The organism is Legionella worsleiensis (assembly GCF_001467535.1).
GTDB lineage: Bacteria > Pseudomonadota > Gammaproteobacteria > Legionellales > Legionellaceae > Legionella > Legionella worsleiensis.
The window spans coordinates 227,748-246,152 of record NZ_LNZC01000012.1; the positions used below are offsets into that span (position 1 = coordinate 227,748).

Genomic DNA, 18,405 nt, shown 5'->3' on the forward strand with positions numbered 1-18,405 from the left:
TGACAAAAATTTCATACCGATTGTACCCTTAGTATGGAACCACTGTTCCTTTAAAAATGAATGAGCGAGTTTGCTGGAATACTTTGCATTCATCTTGGTGTGATTTTACCGTAAATCGGAATGCAATACAGACCGGAACTCATCTGGTTCATGGTGACGGAGCAATAGGGTTAAATTGAGTTTGCTGGCTCTTATAAGGAGATTTGTATGTTGAAACACAATAGAATGTGTCGCTGGCTGTTTGTTGTGCTGTTTTTTTTCCCATTTTTTAGCGTCGCATCCATTCCTGTTAAATCTATGGTTGTCTTTGGCGACAGTTTATCTGATACAGGCAATACTACTCATCTGCTAAAAAGTCTGCGGAATGAAGAAAATCCTGCTTATATTGTTGCCCCTTTCAAAAATTTTGTTATCAACAAGATGATTGAATTCGCTAATGATTATTACGTTCCTCAAGTCATTCTTGATGCGGGTATCTACACCGTAACTGATTTTTTTGATAACGATTTGGCACCTTATATAGTCAATTTGATTGCACAGATTAAATTGGTACCTGTATTGCCAGGTAAGCCCTATTGGAATGCACGATTTTCAAATGGTCGTGTCTGGAATGAATATCTGGCAGAAATGTTGTCCATTCAAAAAGACGATGAAGAGTCTTATTTGAACAGAGCGTTTGGTGGAAGTTGGGCTGCAACTTACGATACTCAATTAACCGTATGGAATATGATACGCCATCCTTTAGGCATTATTAAAACGTTAATCGTTGGAAAATTGGTACCCCCAAGCCTCGGATTAACTGTTCACGCTTATTTGCTGGAGCATCAAAAATTAAGTAATCAAACCGTTTATTTTGTTTTTTCTGGTGGTAATGATTATATTAATGCGTTGCAGTATGAGGATAAATACGATCCTGATGTGATGAGCGCCTATATAGACAACATTGTGGATGGAGTCAGTTACTCTGTGCTTAAACTGACCCAGGCTGGAGCCAGACGGGTCGTTGTTTTAGGGGTGCCCCATATTGGCGATACGCCCAAATTTGTTAACTCAGCCGACCGGGATTTGTTGAACTATGCCTCAGAGGTACACAATGAGCGGCTGGCGGCTCGAGTAGATGAATGGAAAGAGCAATATCCTGATGCCGATTTTCTTTTTATCAATACTCAGGAGTACATGGAGCGAGCGGTAACTAATCCTGATGATTATGGATTTGCTAATGTGAATGATGCCTGCATAGACGTTAAATTCCCTATGTTCCAGGGGCTTGAGCATTCCGTTTTTGCTAAAAACTTTGTTCTAAGATATGCGCAGACGCTGCAGTACGTTGATAAGAGTTTTGCTCCAGGCGAGACGAATTATCATATGTGCGATAAACCCGAAGGCTACTTGTTCTGGGATGAGATTCATCCGAGTACTAAAGCTCATCGTCATTTGGCTTTTGAAGTGTGTGCCGCGATGAAAGATCATGGCTATGCTGTAACTTGTAAGAAGTAACACATCCCTCAAGTATGATTAACAGAGTGCCTGAACAAAAATTGCGGTATTGTTCAGGCAATTGATTTAGTGATTTTCTTATCTTTATGGCATAATTCCTCTTTTTAATTAAAAGAGCTCATCTTCAAGGATGAGTTTTTTTCGCAATCTAAATTGAGTTATGACGTGTCACTGAACATGAATCATCAATTATATTTAGGTACTGTTAATCAGTTGTATAGAGCATCTATAAAAGCGGTTTCGGAAACGAGGAGCGGGTTATGTGTGGGATTATGGGAGTTGTTTCAGAAAGGGACATCAGTAAGGTTTTGCTGGAAGGATTGCGACGTCTGGAGTACAGAGGATACGACTCTGCAGGTATCGCAGTAATAGACAATAACTCGCGATTAAAACGAGTCAGAATAAAAGGTAAAGTACAGAATTTGGCAGATGCCATGCAAGAGACGGCAATTTCTGGTAATACGGGCATTGCACATACTCGTTGGGCTACTCACGGCAAACCCTCCGAGCAAAATGCGCACCCACACTTGTCTCATGGTCAAATTGCCTTGGTTCATAACGGGATTATTGAAAATCACGATGAGTTAAGACAACGGCTTATTACTGAGGGATATCAATTTACTTCCGAAACTGATACTGAAGTTGCTGCACATTTAATTCATTTTTATTACGCACAACATGAAAATTTATTATTGGCCGTCCAAACTGCCGCAGCAGAAATGCATGGGGCTTTCGCTCTGGGTGTAATTCATCAGCAAAGGCCACTCGAATTAGTCGCTATTCGTAAGGGTAGCCCGTTGGTTGTTGGTCTTGGAATTGGTGAGAATTTTATTGCATCAGATGCTTTGGCCTTAAGGTCTTTTGCACAATCGGTTCTCTATCTGGAAGAAGGGGACAGCGCATGCGTCACTGCTCATCAGGTGCAGATTTATAATCTCGCAAGAGAGTTGGTTGAGCGAACAGCCCACCCTCTTACCAGTGATGCAGAAATAGCCAGTAAAGGCCCTTACAGGCATTTTATGCTGAAGGAGATATTTGAACAGACAAAAGTACTTGCTGATACCATTGAAGGCCGTATTAGCAGTATAGAAGTGCTGAGAGCAAGCTTTGGCGAACGTGCGTCTCATATCTTTCCAAAAGTAAAACAAATTCATATTGTTGCCTGTGGTACGAGCTATCATGCCGGTTTAATTGCCAAATACTGGTTGGAGTCTCTGGCTGCAATTCCAACTCAAGTAGAAATTGCCAGTGAATTTCGCTATAGGGACGTCGTTGTTCCAGAAAATACTTTGTTTATCACGGTATCTCAATCGGGTGAAACTGCGGATACTTTGGCTGCCTTGAACAAAGCTAAAAAAATGGATTATTTAGCCAGTTTGGCCATTTGTAATGTAGCTACCAGTACCATGGTGCGTGAGGCTGATTGCATCTTTTTAACTCGTGCTGGAATTGAAATTGGTGTTGCTTCTACTAAAGCATTTACAACGCAGTTGGCTGCATTTTTGATGTTAGCTGCTGCACTGTGTCATGACAGCAGGTCACAAGACGTTTTAAACCAGTTGCAGGAACTGCCCGTGTGCTGTGAGCGCATTTTGCAAATGAATGAAGAAATTGAGGCATTGTCTTCTTTGTTTGTTAATAAAGCGCATGCGTTATTCCTGGGGCGTGGGGTTCAGTATCCGGTTGCATTGGAGGGGGCTTTGAAACTCAAAGAAATTTCATACATTCATGCTGAGGCATATCCAGCCGGTGAATTAAAACACGGTCCTTTGGCATTGGTCGATAACGATATGCCTGTAGTTGCCGTAGCACCAAATGATGAGCTATTGGATAAATTAAAATCCAACTTGCATGAAGTTAGCGCCCGGGGAGGGCAATTGTTTGTTTTTGTAGATGCTTCTCAAGACTGGAAAGGAAATGGCGCACGGTTGATCAAAGTTCCTGCATGCGGCTCCTGGACTGCGCCCATAGCCTATACTTTACCCTTACAGTTACTGGCATATCATGTGGCGGTTGCAAAGGGTACCGATGTGGATCAACCCCGAAATCTTGCGAAATCGGTGACTGTAGAGTGATTTGGGGATGGCACTCTCGCAACCTGGTTATGGCCAGAGGGCGAGAGTGGATTTTGAGATGATTATTGGATGGTTTTTATATCGCAACAGAACCTGTTGAGTATATAATGTGTCGATTTTTTATCATGTTTTACGGGGATATGAATGGCTCAAGAGATGTTGGCGTCAGCTGCGATTATAGCGCAAGAACTTAAAGTAAAAGTATCGCAGGTTGAAACTGCTATTCGCTTGCTGGATGAGGGAGCAACCGTTCCTTTCATAGCTCGCTACAGAAAAGAAGCGACTGAAGGACTTGATGACACGCAATTGCGTTTTTTAGAAGAGCGATTGTTCTACTTGCGTGAATTGAATGAGCGTCGTGCGGTAGTCTTGCAATCAATAAAAGAACAAGACAAATTAACTCCTGAATTGGAGCAGAGTATTCTTGCAGCAGATACTAAAACGCGACTGGAAGATTTGTATTTGCCCTTCAGGCCTAAAAGACGCACTAAGGCTCAGATTGCCGTTGAGGCTGGTTTAGAACCTTTAGCCCGTTCCTTGTGGACGGATCCCACTCTTAATCCCCAAGAACAAGCGGTTCAATACATTAACTCCGAAACAGGTGTTGACGATGTGAACGCAGCGCTTGAAGGTGCTCGTCATATTTTAATGGAGCACTTCGCTGAAGATGCCGATTTGATCAACGAGTTGCGTGAGTATTTATGGCAACATGGAATCGTTAAATCAGTAGGCAGTTCCAAGAAAAAAGAAACAGTAAATAAATTTTCTGATTATTTTGACTATGCGGAACCTATTAAGAAAATTCCCTCGCATCGAGCTCTGGCTTTATTTCGAGGCAGACGGGAGAGTGTATTGCAGGTAAGTTTGACTTTACCAGAACAAGAGCAGAACTATGGAGAAAATCGTGTTGCAGCTCGCTTCAACATTGCAGATCAGCACAGAAATGCAGATGCCTGGCTTTTAGAAACAGTGCGCATGACCTGGAAGGTCAAATTATTTACTAAATTGGAACTGGAGTTATTAACTCGTCTGCGTGAACTTGCTGATGAGGAAGCAATCAAGGTATTTGCCAGAAATTTGCGTGATTTATTACTTGCTGCTCCTGCAGGACCACAAATAACTATAGGTTTGGATCCTGGTATTCGTACCGGTGTAAAAGTAGTTGTGGTAGATGCCACTGGTAAATTACTCGATTACTCAGTCATTTTTCCCTTTGCCCCTCAAAATGAATGGCATCAATCCATAGCCGATTTGGCAAAATTAGCAGCAAAACATCACGTCAATTTAATCAGTATTGGTAATGGAACTGGCTCAAGAGAAACCGAGCGTCTGGTTGCTGATTTGATAAAAATGTACCCCGATCTAAAACTGACGAAAATTATCGTCAGTGAAGCAGGTGCATCGGTGTATTCTGCTTCAGAATTAGCCGCTCAGGAATTTCCAGATCTGGATGTCACGTTAAGAGGTGCTGTTTCAATAGCCCGACGTGTTCAGGATCCTTTGGCAGAACTGGTTAAGATAGAGGCGAAATCCATAGGTGTTGGGCAGTATCAACATGACGTCAATCAAGCAAGGCTTGCTCGTTGTCTTGATGGGGTGGTTGAGGATTGCGTGAATGCTGTAGGTGTTGATGTTAATACAGCTTCTGCTGCACTGCTCGCTCACGTCTCAGGACTAAACGATACTTTGGCAAAGAATATCGTGCAATACCGTGATGCACACGGAGCATTTGTAAATAGAGAGCAATTAAAAAATATCAGCCGCATGGGGGATAAAGCATTCCAGCAAGCGGCTGGTTTTTTGCGTATTATGAACGGTGACAATCCACTTGATGCCTCTTGTGTTCATCCAGAAGCCTATCCACTGGTTGAGCGTATTATTGCTGATCAACATCTGGATATCCCACAACTTATTGGTAATAGGGACGTATTGCTCAGTGTGAATGCCGAAAAATACGTTGATGACACTTATGGCTTACCCACGATCAGAGACGTTTTACGCGAGTTGGAAAAGCCAGGACGTGATCCCCGACCGGAATTTAAAACCGCTCAGTTTAAAGAGGGCGTTGAAGACATTAATCACTTGCACGAGGGAATGATTCTTGAAGGTGTAGTCAGTAATGTAACCAATTTTGGTGCGTTCGTTGACATAGGCGTACATCAGGATGGATTGGTTCATATTTCTGCCATGACCAATAAGTTTATTACCGATCCACGAGCGGTGGTAAAAGCCGGTGATATAGTCACCGTTAAAGTGGTTGAGGTAGATAAAGAACGTAGACGTATTGGTTTAAGCATGAAATTAGGCGAAGAGACTGCTGCTGTAACCAAAAAGTCGGTTAAAACCCCGCCGCCTAAAAAACATCCGGAATTGAAAAAAGTAGATCATAAGAAAAAACCGGAAGCGGTGAAAAAAGCTGAGCCGGTCAAGAAAACAGTCTTTAATACGGCTATGGCAGATGCTTTAGCAAAATTAAAACGTGGCGGTGAATAATGACTCGATTACCTAAAGGTGAGCTGACTATCCAGACTCTGGCTATGCCTATGAGTACCAATGCCAATGGCGATATATTTGGCGGATGGATAGTTTCTCAGATGGATTTGGCTGCAGGAGTACTGGCAAAAAAAATGGCGCACGGGCGGGTTGCGACCGTAGCCATTAATTCCATGTCTTTTTTGCGACCGGTTCATGTAGGTGATGTGGTCAGTTGTCATGTTGAACTGCTAAAACAGGGAACGACTTCAATGACTATAGCTGTTGAGGTATGGGCGCTTTCTGCAGATCAGAATGAAAGATATCAAGTAACCGAGGGTACTTTTGTTTTCGTTGCAATTGATGAGCACGGTAAACCAAGACAGGTGCCAAAGCATACATGACAAAGCAACCCGAACTTTTGCATCGCCTGATCGCAGAGATGGCAACATTAATCGAGCGTGATGATGATCCGGATCCGCAATTATATGCCTTGTTTTTTCAACATCCTGAATATGCTCTTGATCTGATTGATTTATTAAATAATCTGGATGAGGAACATGTTCATCAAGGCCCTTCGGTCTATTCTGCATGTGTGTTTGCTTTGGATATTTGCGTGGCTCAATTGCAGGCTGCCTTAGATGCACATAATAAAGCGACATCAAAACCTTTGAATCAATTGATGAACCATCTTGCAGATGTGATTCAAACTCAAAAGCACAGTTTAAGTTTTTGGTTACCGGTTTTAAATGCGTTCTACGAAGTGCATGTCGAGCTTACCCAGAAGTTAAAAGACGCCTATTTTGATTTAGCCAGTCAGGAAGACGACCAGGATTATGATAGCGATCCTGTCTCTCATCTGGATTCTATCCGTGATTTAATCCATGAATTATCCGATCTTTCCATTTTTGATATTGCAGAGAATTTTTTTGCCCAAAGTTATGCGATGCCTGCCGACTTTTTTGCAGATTTAATCATTGATTTATACAACATTGATGAAGGACATGACATTGCTCTGTTAACGCTACTCCACCCTAAGGCCGACGTACGCGAGATTGCTGTTTTAACTTTGGATCAGTTGATGGATCAAGTGACTTTGACCTCCGAATCATTATCTCGCTTACAGGTCATTAAATATTGGTATCCCGATCGTTATCACACATTTTTTGATCGTTGGATAAAGATTCAACGAAAAAAGGGGGTAGTATTTGCAGCAGAACCTGAACCAGTACAGATGGTAATCAAAGCAACCGAAGTTGATGGAACTGGTTCACAGGGCATTTTTGTGCATATCCGTAAAAACAGAAAAAATAGGCTTTGTGGTTTGTTATTAAAATACGAGATGGGTATTAAAGACTCCTGGATTACTCCGTTTATTCCTTCTCAAGAAGTAACCGATTACTATAAACAGGCTTTTGCAGAAAATGTGACCCTGCGTGAGGTCGATACGTCCTATTTACAACAAATGGTTGAACATTTTCTTGCCATAACGATTGAAAAGGGCGAAATTCCATATTTGCATTTTCTGGAAATTCAAGAATTATCCGGTCTTCGTTTAAGACCCAATAAATTAGATTTAACCTATCTTTTTGATAAGCTTAGTGTGCAAATTACTCCCTTTACCGAAGAAGTGATAGAGGAGTCCTTGCAGCGCTCTAAATCTTGGCTTAAAAGTAAACAATTTACAGAGTCATGGTATATAGAAAATCCATTAATCGATAAAATTGTAAATCATAACAGTAGTTTTGTAGATGGTGTTAAAGTTTGTCGGTTAGCCGATGCTATGGACGCTGTTTTTGTTGAAGAAATGGAACTGCATCGCGAAAAATGGCAATTTCATTTTCTCTGGATTGCTTTGTGGGTTAAAGCCAAATCCCGAAAAAATGAAAAAATATGGCAAGATAGTTTTTTGATAGCTTACACCATACATGAGGGAAGGCCGCTTAAAGACATACCGGTAATGAGAGAAATTTGTCATCAAACGGTCATTAACAGCGTAGAAACCATGCAAGACAGACGAACGCACCTAAGTCAGGAATGATGATTCAGGGGCGCATCATTAACACATCTGTAGGCATATACCGAATAGACGTCTTTGGGCGTCGTGATTGTTTGCACAGTTAATTGCACACACTTATCAAAATAGTTGCTTAAACATTGACTCCTGTTTATCAAATCGATATAGAGAATCTCTCGTTCTGTTTTATGAGTAATTTGTTTGTTGATGTTCTCACTCCACAGGGCGTATTGATTTTGTAAAGAACCGCAATCCAGCGTGTAGATCAACGGCTTGTTTTTTAAAAAGAATAGCATTCGTGCCTCAAACCATCCTGAGGTAAATACCTTGTCTGGAATATCTGTTAGTTGATTATTTACCTGTTGCATTAAACGATAATAGATTTTTTTCTTGGCAGGAATCAAGGTATGTTGGTAGCCGTTATTGAGAACGATTAAGACACTGATGACGGCATAAACCGCAATTAATCCTATAGCGGATTTTCTGTAGTGCAAGTATTGATAACAATATCCGCCTAATAATGCGGCAGTAATCAGGTATGGTGTCAGCCAGCCGCCTCTTAGTTCTGCCTTAGCCGCCGTTAGTAAATAAAAAAAGAAAAAGGTTGCGCTGATTACCCAACATAAAGTAACAATCTGGTGCTTTGTATTTTGTAAAAAACGAGAGGGTGTTACTGCTGTTATGTGCATTTTACACAGTAAGGAAGGAACAAGCATAAAGTTTAATAATGGCAGCAAGGTTCCAAAAAAAGCATAAGCCATGCTGGATAAGGGATGAATATCTTTGGTGTGTTGATGAACGGTTAATTGATAAAGAAATGATTGCCACTCATGTTGGTAGTTCCAAATAATAACGGGGCTAAAACAAAGTATCGCAAGCAATACAGCCAAATAAAAATGAAAGGACTTAAATAAATTGCGGTATTGGGTTGATATCAGAAAAATAAATAAAGATAAAACCAAAACAATGCCTGAATATTTAGACAATAACATCAAGCCAATACTGAGGCTAATGCAGTATAAAATTCGAGTTTCCTGAGTCTTGATGTAGCGAACAACATAATAAACACTTAGCGCCCAAAATAAACATAAGGGAGTGTCATAAGTTGTTTGCTGCAATAAATCTACAGTAACCAAAGGTGAAAAGAGCCAGAGAAACATGGCAATGTAACTGGCTTTTATTGAAATAAACTGGCGTGCTGTACGATAAATAATCCAGCTGGTGGCTGCAGTAACGCATATACCAACCAAGGTAAGTGAAAATAAAGTATTACCAAAAAGCAAAGTGGATAATTTAATGAGATAGGCTATCATAGGCGAACCGTCATAATAGGATAAATCCAAATGACGACTCCAATCCCAATAATAATAGGTATCAAAAGAAGCCAAATTAAAGGGAGCGGTAACGAGTAATAATGCACAATATGCAGAGAACAAAATACTGTTTTTATTGATCACAACCCATCCTTAATGTACGTGCAGTACTTATGTGTATGTATGGTAATTTGGTGTTTTTCCAGTGTTTTATCAAAAATACCAAATGAAAAAGCATTAGGGCGGGTTGACATTTGCCCCCCCTGCCTACGTGCCTTGGCTTGTCCGAGGCATTCAAGAGATGCTCAAATTAAAAATACAGCTAAATTAAACGCATTAATCCGTTGATTAAAAGGAGCGAACTCTTAATATAACGGCTCTAACACCAAGTATAAAACGAGTTTGCAATGGCTAGATTTATGCTCAATGATGCGCTTTGGGCTAAGCTAAAGGGTATCATGCTACAACATAGGATTTATGACAAGCCTACTCTTCGTTTAATCGTTGAAGCGATGTTATACCGGATGCGAGCTGGTTGCCCTTGGCGAGACCTACTAGCAGAATTTGGATGCTGAAATTCAATTTATCATCAGTTCAAATGTTGGCAATAGCATGTTTATCTATTTGGCTTCCTATGTCCTCAGCTCAATTTGAATAATGTGATTCAAGTGACCCAAAACTCGATAACAAGGAAGAATAAATGAACGTATTTTACGTCTATATGAAATATTGACGAGATTTATTAACCTGTTTTGGCTTGATTATTCATTAGGCATGAGAGTAGGGCTGGGTGGTTAACAAAACCCCTGTTATCTTTACTTATGTATTATTTAACTTGATGTTTGATGCGCAACGCGCTATATTTAGTTATGATTAAATCATTTAAACATAAAGGTCTTAAAAAATTCTTCGAAAAAGGGGATTGCTCTGGTATTCAATCGAAACATGAAAAGAAAATAAGACTACAATTAGCAGCGCTAGATACTGCAACAGTTATTGAAGATATGGATTTACCAGGATACAACTTACATCAGTTAAAAGGGCAAAGAAAGGATTGTTGGTCAATAGTCGTTAATGGTAATTGGCGTATAACTTTTGAATTTGAAAATGGCGATGCTTATATCGTTAATTATGAGGATTATCACTAATGACTATGAATAACCCACCACATCCAGGGGAGTTTATTAAAGAAACTTACCTTGAACCACTGAATATAAGTTTGAGAACTGCTGCATTTAAGTTAAATGTAAGTCCTTCAACTTTTTCGAGGCTTGTTAAAGGAGAGGCCGATATTTCGCCTCAAATGGCATTAAGATTAAGTAAAGCTTTCGGAAGAACCCCTGAAAGTTGGATGCAGATGCAATCAAATTTTGAATTATGGAAGGCCAAGCAGTATGTTAATTTAGATCTTGTTTCAGTTATTTACGCACATCCTGGTAGTTAATTCAGCCTCTGCGTTAATTATTTTGAAGACCGTATGAACCTGAGACTTAGATAGTCATTGAGGTGACACAGTTAGATGAACACTCCCCACTTGATTATTTATGCAACCAATAATTTGAGCTGCCACATGCTTCCATCACTATTTTACACTTGGGTAACTGAGCTCTAATGTTTTAACTGGTTATGATGTGTTATTCGCTCAGTCCATATATGGCGTGTGTAAGTAAAATAGTTTAATAATGAACCAAGCCCAATTCCTGTGGCTAATAAAATATTTTCCTGCAAAGCTCCGCTGCCAAGATAATTGACCCCCAGTTTAACCCAAAAACTTTGAACATAAATCATGACCAGAGAGTAGAGAATAAAACCGGCAAGTTTTTTCATTTTGAACGCTCGCCCAACTAATGATTTACTTCGAAAAGTAAAGCGGTTGTTTAGGATAAAATTGTTGATAATTGCTGTTATTACTGCAATTTGTGATGCGTTGTATGGCGTTAAATAGTCACGTAGCAGATTATATACAAAAAACTGGACAAGCATGCCCATAGAACCAACAAGACACATACTAAAAAACTGTTTTAACTCATAATAGCGCAGCGTAAAAATAACTTTGAGTGTATCGCTGATGCAGTTTTTGGGTAATTTACTAACGCCTTTTTCTCTGTCTATAAAATCTATAGGATATTCACTTATCCTGGCGTGGTTTTTATGTAATAACCAAAGAAGCTGAACTTTATAAGCATAATGATTTGAAAGAAACTTTTTGGGTAATATTTTTTGGAGAATATGCCGTCTTGTAGCACGAAAACCGCTGGTGAAATCTTTATATTTAGGGGTGAGTACCAAGCGAGTGATGTAGTTGCCAAACACAGAGAACAGTTTTCGATGGAAAGCCCAGTTTGCAGGAATACTTCCCCCTTTAATATAACGGCTGCCTACAACGCAGTCACATTTTTTAATTCTCTCCAACATGCCATTAATGTATTTGGGTTGGTGCGACAAATCAGCATCAAACTCAAATACTATATCCGCATCCAGAGTAGATAAAGCATAATTTATTGCTTGTAAATAGGCAGACCCTAAACCTGATTTTTGGGGTTCACCATGTAAATGAAGATTGGGGTATTTTTTTTGTAAATTTTTAACCAGATATTGAGTATTATCCCTAGACGCACTGTCAAAAACCAATATGTGGATGTCATAATTTTTTTGAGACGCTACGGAATCAAATACCTGAGTTATCGTTTCCTCAATAACAGCGGCTTCATTATATGTAGGAATAATGATAATGACTTTTTCAGGTGTTGCTTGGTGCTGTTGCTCTAAATGAGTGGTAACGAATTTATTCAAATCACGAGTCAAAATTATATATCTCGAATTAAGGGAGCAATATGGCGGTGATATTATCAGTTGAGTTCTAAAAAATAAAGAGTTGACACTGGTGTCCCCATTCTGCAGCCTCACTGCGCTCGAGGTCGGGATAACCTGGGATGTTTATCTTTGGTATACAATTTCGGCCATCATGCATCGTACACTGCCACCACCAACGTGTTCAATGGTTTTTATATCCATAATAGCTAATTGGGAAAAGTTCTGGATGAGTTCTAACTGGCTTTCGGTAAAGTGATTTTTAGCTTGCGCAGACATGACGAGGATGCTCCTTCCCTTTTTATTAAATAGTTCTAACACATTAGCGCACATATGTTGGGTTTGCTCATAGGTTATATCGATTATTTGTTTCCCAGTTATTGTAAAACTGTACAGCAGGGCGGATTTTTCTAGGGGATCTTTTACCGAATCCAGACAGATAATAGCGTAATGTTCCGTAATGCTTAATATGACGTTAGTATGATAAACAGGATGACCATGTGCATCAATACTGTTAAAAATAATGGGCTTATAATGGAGTATTTCTGCTAATCGATGAACCATCACCGGCGATGTTCTGGGGGATAATGCTGCATAAATTAATTGATTGGCACGGTCTAAAACCAAACTTCCCGTCCCCTCCAGAACAAGCGATTCTTTATTTCTTAAATCAATCAGTTTATTTACTGTGAAGTGAGCTTCATCCAATACGTGACACAAGCCGTCTATATTAACCTCCGCCTGACGATTTGGAGTCAGCATGGGATAAACGATAAGAAGATTACGTCCCGCAGCATCTGTATGGGTAGAAAACCAGTTATTAGGAAAAACAGCATCTGGTAACTCGTGATTTTGGTTTAAGATTAATACGTGAATTCCTAGTTCTCTTAAATGCAGTACCATGGTATTAAATTCAACCATGGCGTTATTCTTTGTACTGACAGAATGCTTTTGGGATTGAAATCTGTTGCTGGCCGCTGTTTCGGTATTAAATTGAAAGCCCTGAGGCGGTACCATTAAAACCGTTGAGCATGGCGTGTGCATATTAAATCCTTTAATGTAGTGATGTCTTTGAATAGTAATTGGGAAGAATCTTAACCGTATAATATAAAATAAAAAGACACTTCATGCACTGTTTGTGAGCTGTAGTTTTATTGAATTAATATCCATTTTTTATTGGCAAGAGAGGTGTACGAGGTTTTAGATATGTTTTACTTGGGCAAAAAAAACGCCTTGTTCATTTATAGATAAGAATATCTGCAAACGAGCAAGGCGAAAAATAAAATGAATTAGACTACTTCAACTTCTTCAGCTTGAGGACCTTTTTGTCCGTTGCTAGCTTTGAACATAACAGTTGCACCTTCAGCAAGTGTTTTGAAACCACTGCTTTGGATTGCGCTGAAATGCACAAAATAATCTTTACCGCCACTTTCTAAGAAACCGAAACCTTTGGACTCATTAAACCATTTTACTGTACCGCGAATTTTATCTGACATGTTATTTTCCTAAATTGTTACCCCTCCATTGTAGCATTATTTTATTACTTGTGCCGTTTTTTTATGATTTTTTTTTAATATTTTTAAAATTTAAACTTAATTGTTCATTAATTGTCAATATTGAGCTAATTTTGTAGTAAATTTTAGTCCCAACTTTGGACTATGAGCTCTTTAGCGTGCGATCGAGTTTGTTCGGTGATGGTTAATCCACCCAGCATACGTGCAATTTCGTCGATTTTATCATCAGACTGTAAAAGCATAATGTGGGTGAGTGTTTGTTTGTTGTCACTTTGTTTCTCTACCATAAAGTGATTATGAGCAGAGGCAGCAACTTGAGGTTGGTGAGTTACACAAAAAACTTGCAACCGCTCTCCTAATTTACGCAACATTTTTCCGACCAATGCCGCAGTTGCACCACCAATTCCTACGTCAACTTCATCAAATAGCAGTGTTGGCGTTGAGCCTCTTTGTGCGGTGATCATTTGAATCGCCAGGCCAATACGAGACAGCTCGCCACCAGAGGCAACTTTGCTCAGTACATCAGGTTGCATTCCCGGATTGGTGCACACTTTGTATTCCACCTTATCTCGGCCATGAGCTTGCATTTTATCCAAGGGGGATATGTCTATTTGAATCCAGCCTTTTGGCATACCCAGTTGTTGAATACTTGCGGTGATTTCCTGGGCTAATTTTTTTGCGTGTTTCTGTCTGGATTCAGTGAGTTTGAGCGCCGCAGCATCATATGCTTTAGTTAATTGCTGTAGTTGGATGTTTAGTTGAGTCAGTTGCGATTCTGCATTGTGTAACGCATCCAATTCAGTTTGCATGATGCTGATCTGTTCTCTAATAGCGTGACTGTCTATATGATATTTGCGGGCCAGATGATGGATGGCGCTCATTCTTTCCTCGACCTCTTGCAGACGTTGGGGATCGAGTTGAACACGCTCACTGAACTGCTGCATTTCATCGAGCGCTTCTTCGCATTGAATCAGTGCGCCGTTCACCAGTTCAAATGCGTTTTTTACTTGGATTTGCTCTTGAGGAAGTTGATTAATTAATTGCAGAACCTGATTAAGTCCAGAGCAGATATTGGTTTGATCATCACCATTTAATAAAGTATTGATGTAGTGACTGTGTTCCAGATATTCCCGGGCGTGATGCAGCATCTGATGTTCTTGATGTAATGCTTCTATCTCGCCGTCGTGCAAGTTCAAAGCGGCCAGTTCTTCTATTTGAAATTGTAACAGCTTAATTTTGTCGGCTTGTTGTTCTTGATTGCGCAAATGATCTATTTGTTGCTGTATGTGCAGACATTCTTTATGCAAGCGGGATACTTCATCCAGTAAATGCGGATGATTCGCATATCTGTCCAACTGCTGTCGGTGCGTTGGATGCTGCATGAGCGTTTGGTTTTGATGCTGTCCATGAATATGAACCAGTTTGTCGCTTAGTTCTTTTACTTTTTGTAAAGGAAATGGCTGGCCATTAATATAGGATTTTGAGCGTCCTTCTGCATAAATAACCCGCCTGAGCAGGATCTCTCCTTCATCACAGGAAATGTCATGTTCCATCATCCATTGCGCAGGTTCAGATAATTTATCAAAAATAAAACCAGCGGTAATGTCGCATTTTTCCTCACCAGGCCGTATTACTGAAGAATCGCCTCGTCCACCTAAAGCCAACATCAAGGCGTCTATCATGATGGATTTACCGGCTCCAGTTTCACCGGTGAAGGCGGTCATGCCCTGAGAAAAATCCAGTTCCAGTTGTTTAACAATAGCGAAATGTTCAATGCGCAAGGTTGTGAGCATGATTTATCCCTGATGTTTTGATTCCCACCCAAGTTTACTGCGTAATGTATCATAATAATGGTAATCAAGTGGATGTAACAAGCGTAACTGGTTGTTGTTTTTGTGGATGGACACCTTTTGGCCTGGCTTTACCATTCTGGATTCATGACCATCGCAACTGATGCGTAATTCCGTTTCATTAAACTCGGAGATGTGGAGTTCAATTTTTGCTTCCCCATCAACCACAAGTGGCCGGGAACTTAAGCTATGGGAAAACATGGGAACCAGAACAATGGCATTGAGCTGAGGGTGCATGATGGGGCCACCAGCAGATAAAGCATAAGCAGTGGAGCCAGTAGGAGTCGATAAAATCATGCCATCAGAACGATAATGACTGACCAGTTGGTCATTTACATAAACATCAAATTCGATCAGATGGGTTTCATTACCTCTTCCCAAAACAACATCGTTTAACGCATCGCCTGAAAAATAGGTTTTATTTTGATCATAAATCCGGGTATGCAGTAAAAATCTTCGTTCTTCTGTATATTCACCGTGCAATACCGCACCCAGTTGCGTTTCTATATCCTGAGGCAGAATATCGGTCAAAAAGCCAAGACGACCTCTATTGATTCCAATTACGGGGGTGTTGACCTGTATGGCCATTCGGGCTGCTGAAAGCAGGCTGCCATCACCACCTACAACAATAATCAGATCGTTTTTTTTTCCCATATCTTCTCTGGCAAGTACGGGTATATTCATCATAAAACCAGTGGTTGTGTCCTGATCCTGATAAATTTCTATCTGTTGATTTGTTAAAAAATCAACCAGGCGGTGTAAACTTTCGTTTACACCCTGATTGGCTCTGTGTTGACGAGCATAGAGAATCGCTCGTTTAAATTTTTGTTTCATTTGGTTTTTATTCTTCACTATTGGCTGTGCGAGATGCCTTTTTTCTATCGTGCTCTTTTAATGATTTTTTACGCAAACGAATAGAAACAGGGGTAACTTCAACCAGTTCATCATCATCAATGAACTCCAATGCCTGCTCAAGGGTTAGCTTGATTGGCGGAGTCAAAATGATGTTCTCATCACTTCCTGAAGCACGCATGTTGGTTAGTTGCTTTTCTTTGGTTACATTGACCACCAAATCATTATCTCTGGCATGAATTCCTACAATCATTCCTTCATAACATGTCGCCTGAGGGTCTATAAACAAACGGCCACGTTCTTGCAGGTTGAATAAGGCAAAGCCCCGGGCAGTTCCCTGGCAATTGGCAATCAGAACCCCATTGGTACGTTTTCCTATGCGACCTTTAATGGCAGGGCCGTAATGATCGTAGACGTGATACATTAATCCCGTACCTGAGGTGCACGATAAAAATTCATTGTGGAATCCTATTAATCCACGAGTAGGAATCACGTAGTCAAGTCGAACTCGTCCCTTGCCATCGGGAACCATATTTTGCATATCGCCTCGACGTTCACCCAATTTTTCCATAATGGTGCCCTGGTGGCCTTCTTCGACGTCTACTGTCAAGCGCTCATAAGGTTCTTGTAACTCACCGTCAATTTCCCGAATAATAACTTCCGGCTTACTGATGGCTAGCTCATATCCTTCACGGCGCATGTTTTCGATTAAAATGGATAAATGCAACTCGCCTCGACCAGAAACCCTGAATTTGTCGGGATCTTCACAGTCTTCAACACGTAATGCCACATTGTGTAATAATTCAGTATCCAGTCGTTCACGAATTTTTCGCGAAGTAACGAATTTACCTTCCTGACCAGCAAAAGGTGAGTCATTAACCTGAAAAGTCATGCTGATTGTTGGTTCATCGACCATGAGGGCAGGCAATGCCTCAACTGTATTCGGATCACATATTGTATCAGAGATGTTTAGGCTCTCTATTCCGGTGATCGCAATGATGTTTCCGGCTCCTGCCTCTTCAATTTCAACCCGTTCCAGGCCTTTAAAGCCAAGTAACTGTAACAAACGGCCACTGCGCATATTGCCGTCTTTATCAATGATTTTGACCGGGGATTTCGCTTTAATTTGTCCTCGGGTAATTCGTCCTATGCCTATGGTTCCGACGTAGGTAGAATAGGCCAGTGAACTGATTTGCATTTGAAATGGGCCATTAGGATCAACATCTGGTGGCGCAACTTTGTCTACGATCGTTTGCAGTAAAGCCGTCATATCGGTAGCTTCATCTTCCAGATTAAGTTTAGCAAAGCCGTTAAGAGCAGATGCGTAAACTACAGGAAAATCCAGTTGCGTATCATTGGCTCCAAGATTATCGAATAAATCGAACACTTGATCCATTACCCAATCAGGTCTTGCTCCTGGTCTGTCAATTTTATTAATAACAACTATGGGATTTAAACCTCTGGCAAAGGCTTTCTGAGTTACGAATCGGGTTTGAGGCATAGGCCCGTCAACTGCATCAACAAGCAAAAGTACACAGTCAACCATAGACAGAATACGCTCTACTTCACCACCAAAATCCGCATGTCCCGGGGTATCGACAATATTGATTTGATATCCGTTCCAGTAAACACAGGTATTTTTAGCAAGAATGGTAATGCCTCGTTCTTTTTCAAGCGCATTGGAGTCCATTACTCGTTCTACCTTGGGTGCTCTTTCGTTTAATGTTCCTGTTTGCTGGAGCAGTTTGTCTACAAGAGTGGTTTTGCCATGGTCAACGTGAGCGATAATGGCGATGTTGCGAATCTGTTCAATCATAAATAACCTTTAGTTGGGAATAGCTGGAATTAATGTGTATGGTCAATGCAAGGCATTTGTTCATAGTTTCAACATTATACACGAATTACTGATTAAATCCTATCCGAGACCAAGGGTTAATTGTATCAGGAGCAGTGTCTTTCTGGTTTATAAATTTATGTTGAAGAGATAAAAACATTTAAATAGAA

14 protein-coding genes and 1 pseudogene are annotated in these 18,405 nt (G+C 40.4%); 8 read left to right on the forward strand and 7 right to left on the reverse strand.

Features of this window, described 5'->3' with window-relative positions:
* The first annotated feature begins 207 nt into the window (after positions 1 to 207).
* From plaC to Lwor_RS06880, 5 genes are all read left to right on the forward strand, one after another.
* Positions 208 to 1,497, forward strand: a complete 1,290-nt coding sequence (plaC, locus tag Lwor_RS06860; protein ID WP_058493158.1) for a lysophospholipase/glycerophospholipid:cholesterol acyltransferase PlaC — start codon at positions 208 to 210, stop codon at positions 1,495 to 1,497.
* A 260-nt stretch (positions 1,498 to 1,757) separates the two neighbouring features.
* Complete coding sequence (glmS, locus tag Lwor_RS06865) at positions 1,758 to 3,572, forward strand: glutamine--fructose-6-phosphate transaminase (isomerizing) (RefSeq protein WP_058493159.1); 1,815 nt, start codon at positions 1,758 to 1,760, stop codon at positions 3,570 to 3,572.
* Between the two features lie 144 nt (positions 3,573 to 3,716).
* A complete protein-coding gene (locus tag Lwor_RS06870; RefSeq protein ID WP_058493160.1) occupies positions 3,717 to 6,065 on the forward strand; it encodes a Tex family protein in 2,349 nt (782 codons plus the stop codon).
* Positions 6,065 to 6,448: an acyl-CoA thioesterase gene (locus Lwor_RS06875; protein WP_058493161.1), complete on the forward strand. Its 384-nt coding sequence runs from the start codon at positions 6,065 to 6,067 to the stop codon at positions 6,446 to 6,448. Before Lwor_RS06870 ends, Lwor_RS06875 begins: the two co-directional genes overlap by 1 nt.
* Positions 6,445 to 8,085 (forward strand): hypothetical protein, encoded by a 1,641-nt coding sequence (locus Lwor_RS06880; RefSeq protein WP_058493162.1) that lies wholly within the window; start codon positions 6,445 to 6,447, stop codon positions 8,083 to 8,085. The genes Lwor_RS06875 and Lwor_RS06880 overlap by 4 nt, the downstream gene beginning before the upstream one ends.
* Here Lwor_RS06880 and Lwor_RS06885 read toward each other — a convergent pair.
* Complete coding sequence (locus Lwor_RS06885; protein ID WP_058493163.1) at positions 8,076 to 9,518, reverse strand: glycosyltransferase family 39 protein; 1,443 nt, start codon at positions 9,516 to 9,518, stop codon at positions 8,076 to 8,078. The genes Lwor_RS06880 and Lwor_RS06885 overlap by 10 nt on opposite strands.
* Before the next feature lie 263 nt (positions 9,519 to 9,781).
* Here Lwor_RS06885 and Lwor_RS06890 point away from each other — a divergent pair.
* The 3 genes and pseudogenes from Lwor_RS06890 to Lwor_RS06900 form a co-directional block, all read left to right on the forward strand.
* A pseudogene (locus Lwor_RS06890) lies at positions 9,782 to 9,946 on the forward strand (transposase); the annotation flags it as partial.
* 273 nt (positions 9,947 to 10,219) lie between these two features.
* Positions 10,220 to 10,522, forward strand: a complete 303-nt coding sequence (locus Lwor_RS06895; protein WP_274519227.1) for a type II toxin-antitoxin system RelE/ParE family toxin — start codon at positions 10,220 to 10,222, stop codon at positions 10,520 to 10,522.
* A complete protein-coding gene (locus Lwor_RS06900; RefSeq protein ID WP_058493164.1) occupies positions 10,522 to 10,818 on the forward strand; it encodes a HigA family addiction module antitoxin in 297 nt (98 codons plus the stop codon). The genes Lwor_RS06895 and Lwor_RS06900 overlap by 1 nt, the downstream gene beginning before the upstream one ends.
* A 164-nt stretch (positions 10,819 to 10,982) precedes the next feature.
* Here Lwor_RS06900 and Lwor_RS06905 read toward each other — a convergent pair whose 3' ends face one another.
* The 6 genes from Lwor_RS06905 to typA all read right to left on the reverse strand — a co-directional run bounded on the left by Lwor_RS06905 (position 10,983) and on the right by typA (position 18,217).
* Positions 10,983 to 12,167: a glycosyltransferase gene (locus tag Lwor_RS06905; protein WP_058493372.1), complete on the reverse strand. Its 1,185-nt coding sequence runs from the start codon at positions 12,165 to 12,167 to the stop codon at positions 10,983 to 10,985.
* 144 nt (positions 12,168 to 12,311) lie between these two features.
* A complete protein-coding gene (locus tag Lwor_RS06910; RefSeq protein WP_238584632.1) occupies positions 12,312 to 13,229 on the reverse strand; it encodes an arginine deiminase-related protein in 918 nt (305 codons plus the stop codon).
* A 245-nt stretch (positions 13,230 to 13,474) separates the two neighbouring features.
* Positions 13,475 to 13,681, reverse strand: a complete 207-nt coding sequence (locus Lwor_RS06915) for a cold-shock protein (protein WP_028382754.1) — start codon at positions 13,679 to 13,681, stop codon at positions 13,475 to 13,477.
* Between the two features lie 143 nt (positions 13,682 to 13,824).
* Positions 13,825 to 15,492, reverse strand: a complete 1,668-nt coding sequence (gene recN / locus Lwor_RS06920) for a DNA repair protein RecN (RefSeq protein WP_058493165.1) — start codon at positions 15,490 to 15,492, stop codon at positions 13,825 to 13,827.
* Between the two features lie 3 nt (positions 15,493 to 15,495).
* On the reverse strand, positions 15,496 to 16,383 hold the full coding sequence (locus Lwor_RS06925) for an NAD(+) kinase (protein ID WP_058493374.1): 888 nt from the start codon (positions 16,381 to 16,383) through the stop codon (positions 15,496 to 15,498).
* 7 nt (positions 16,384 to 16,390) lie between these two features.
* Positions 16,391 to 18,217 (reverse strand): translational GTPase TypA, encoded by a 1,827-nt coding sequence (typA, locus tag Lwor_RS06930; protein ID WP_058493166.1) that lies wholly within the window; start codon positions 18,215 to 18,217, stop codon positions 16,391 to 16,393.
* Positions 18,218 to 18,405 lie beyond the last annotated feature (188 nt).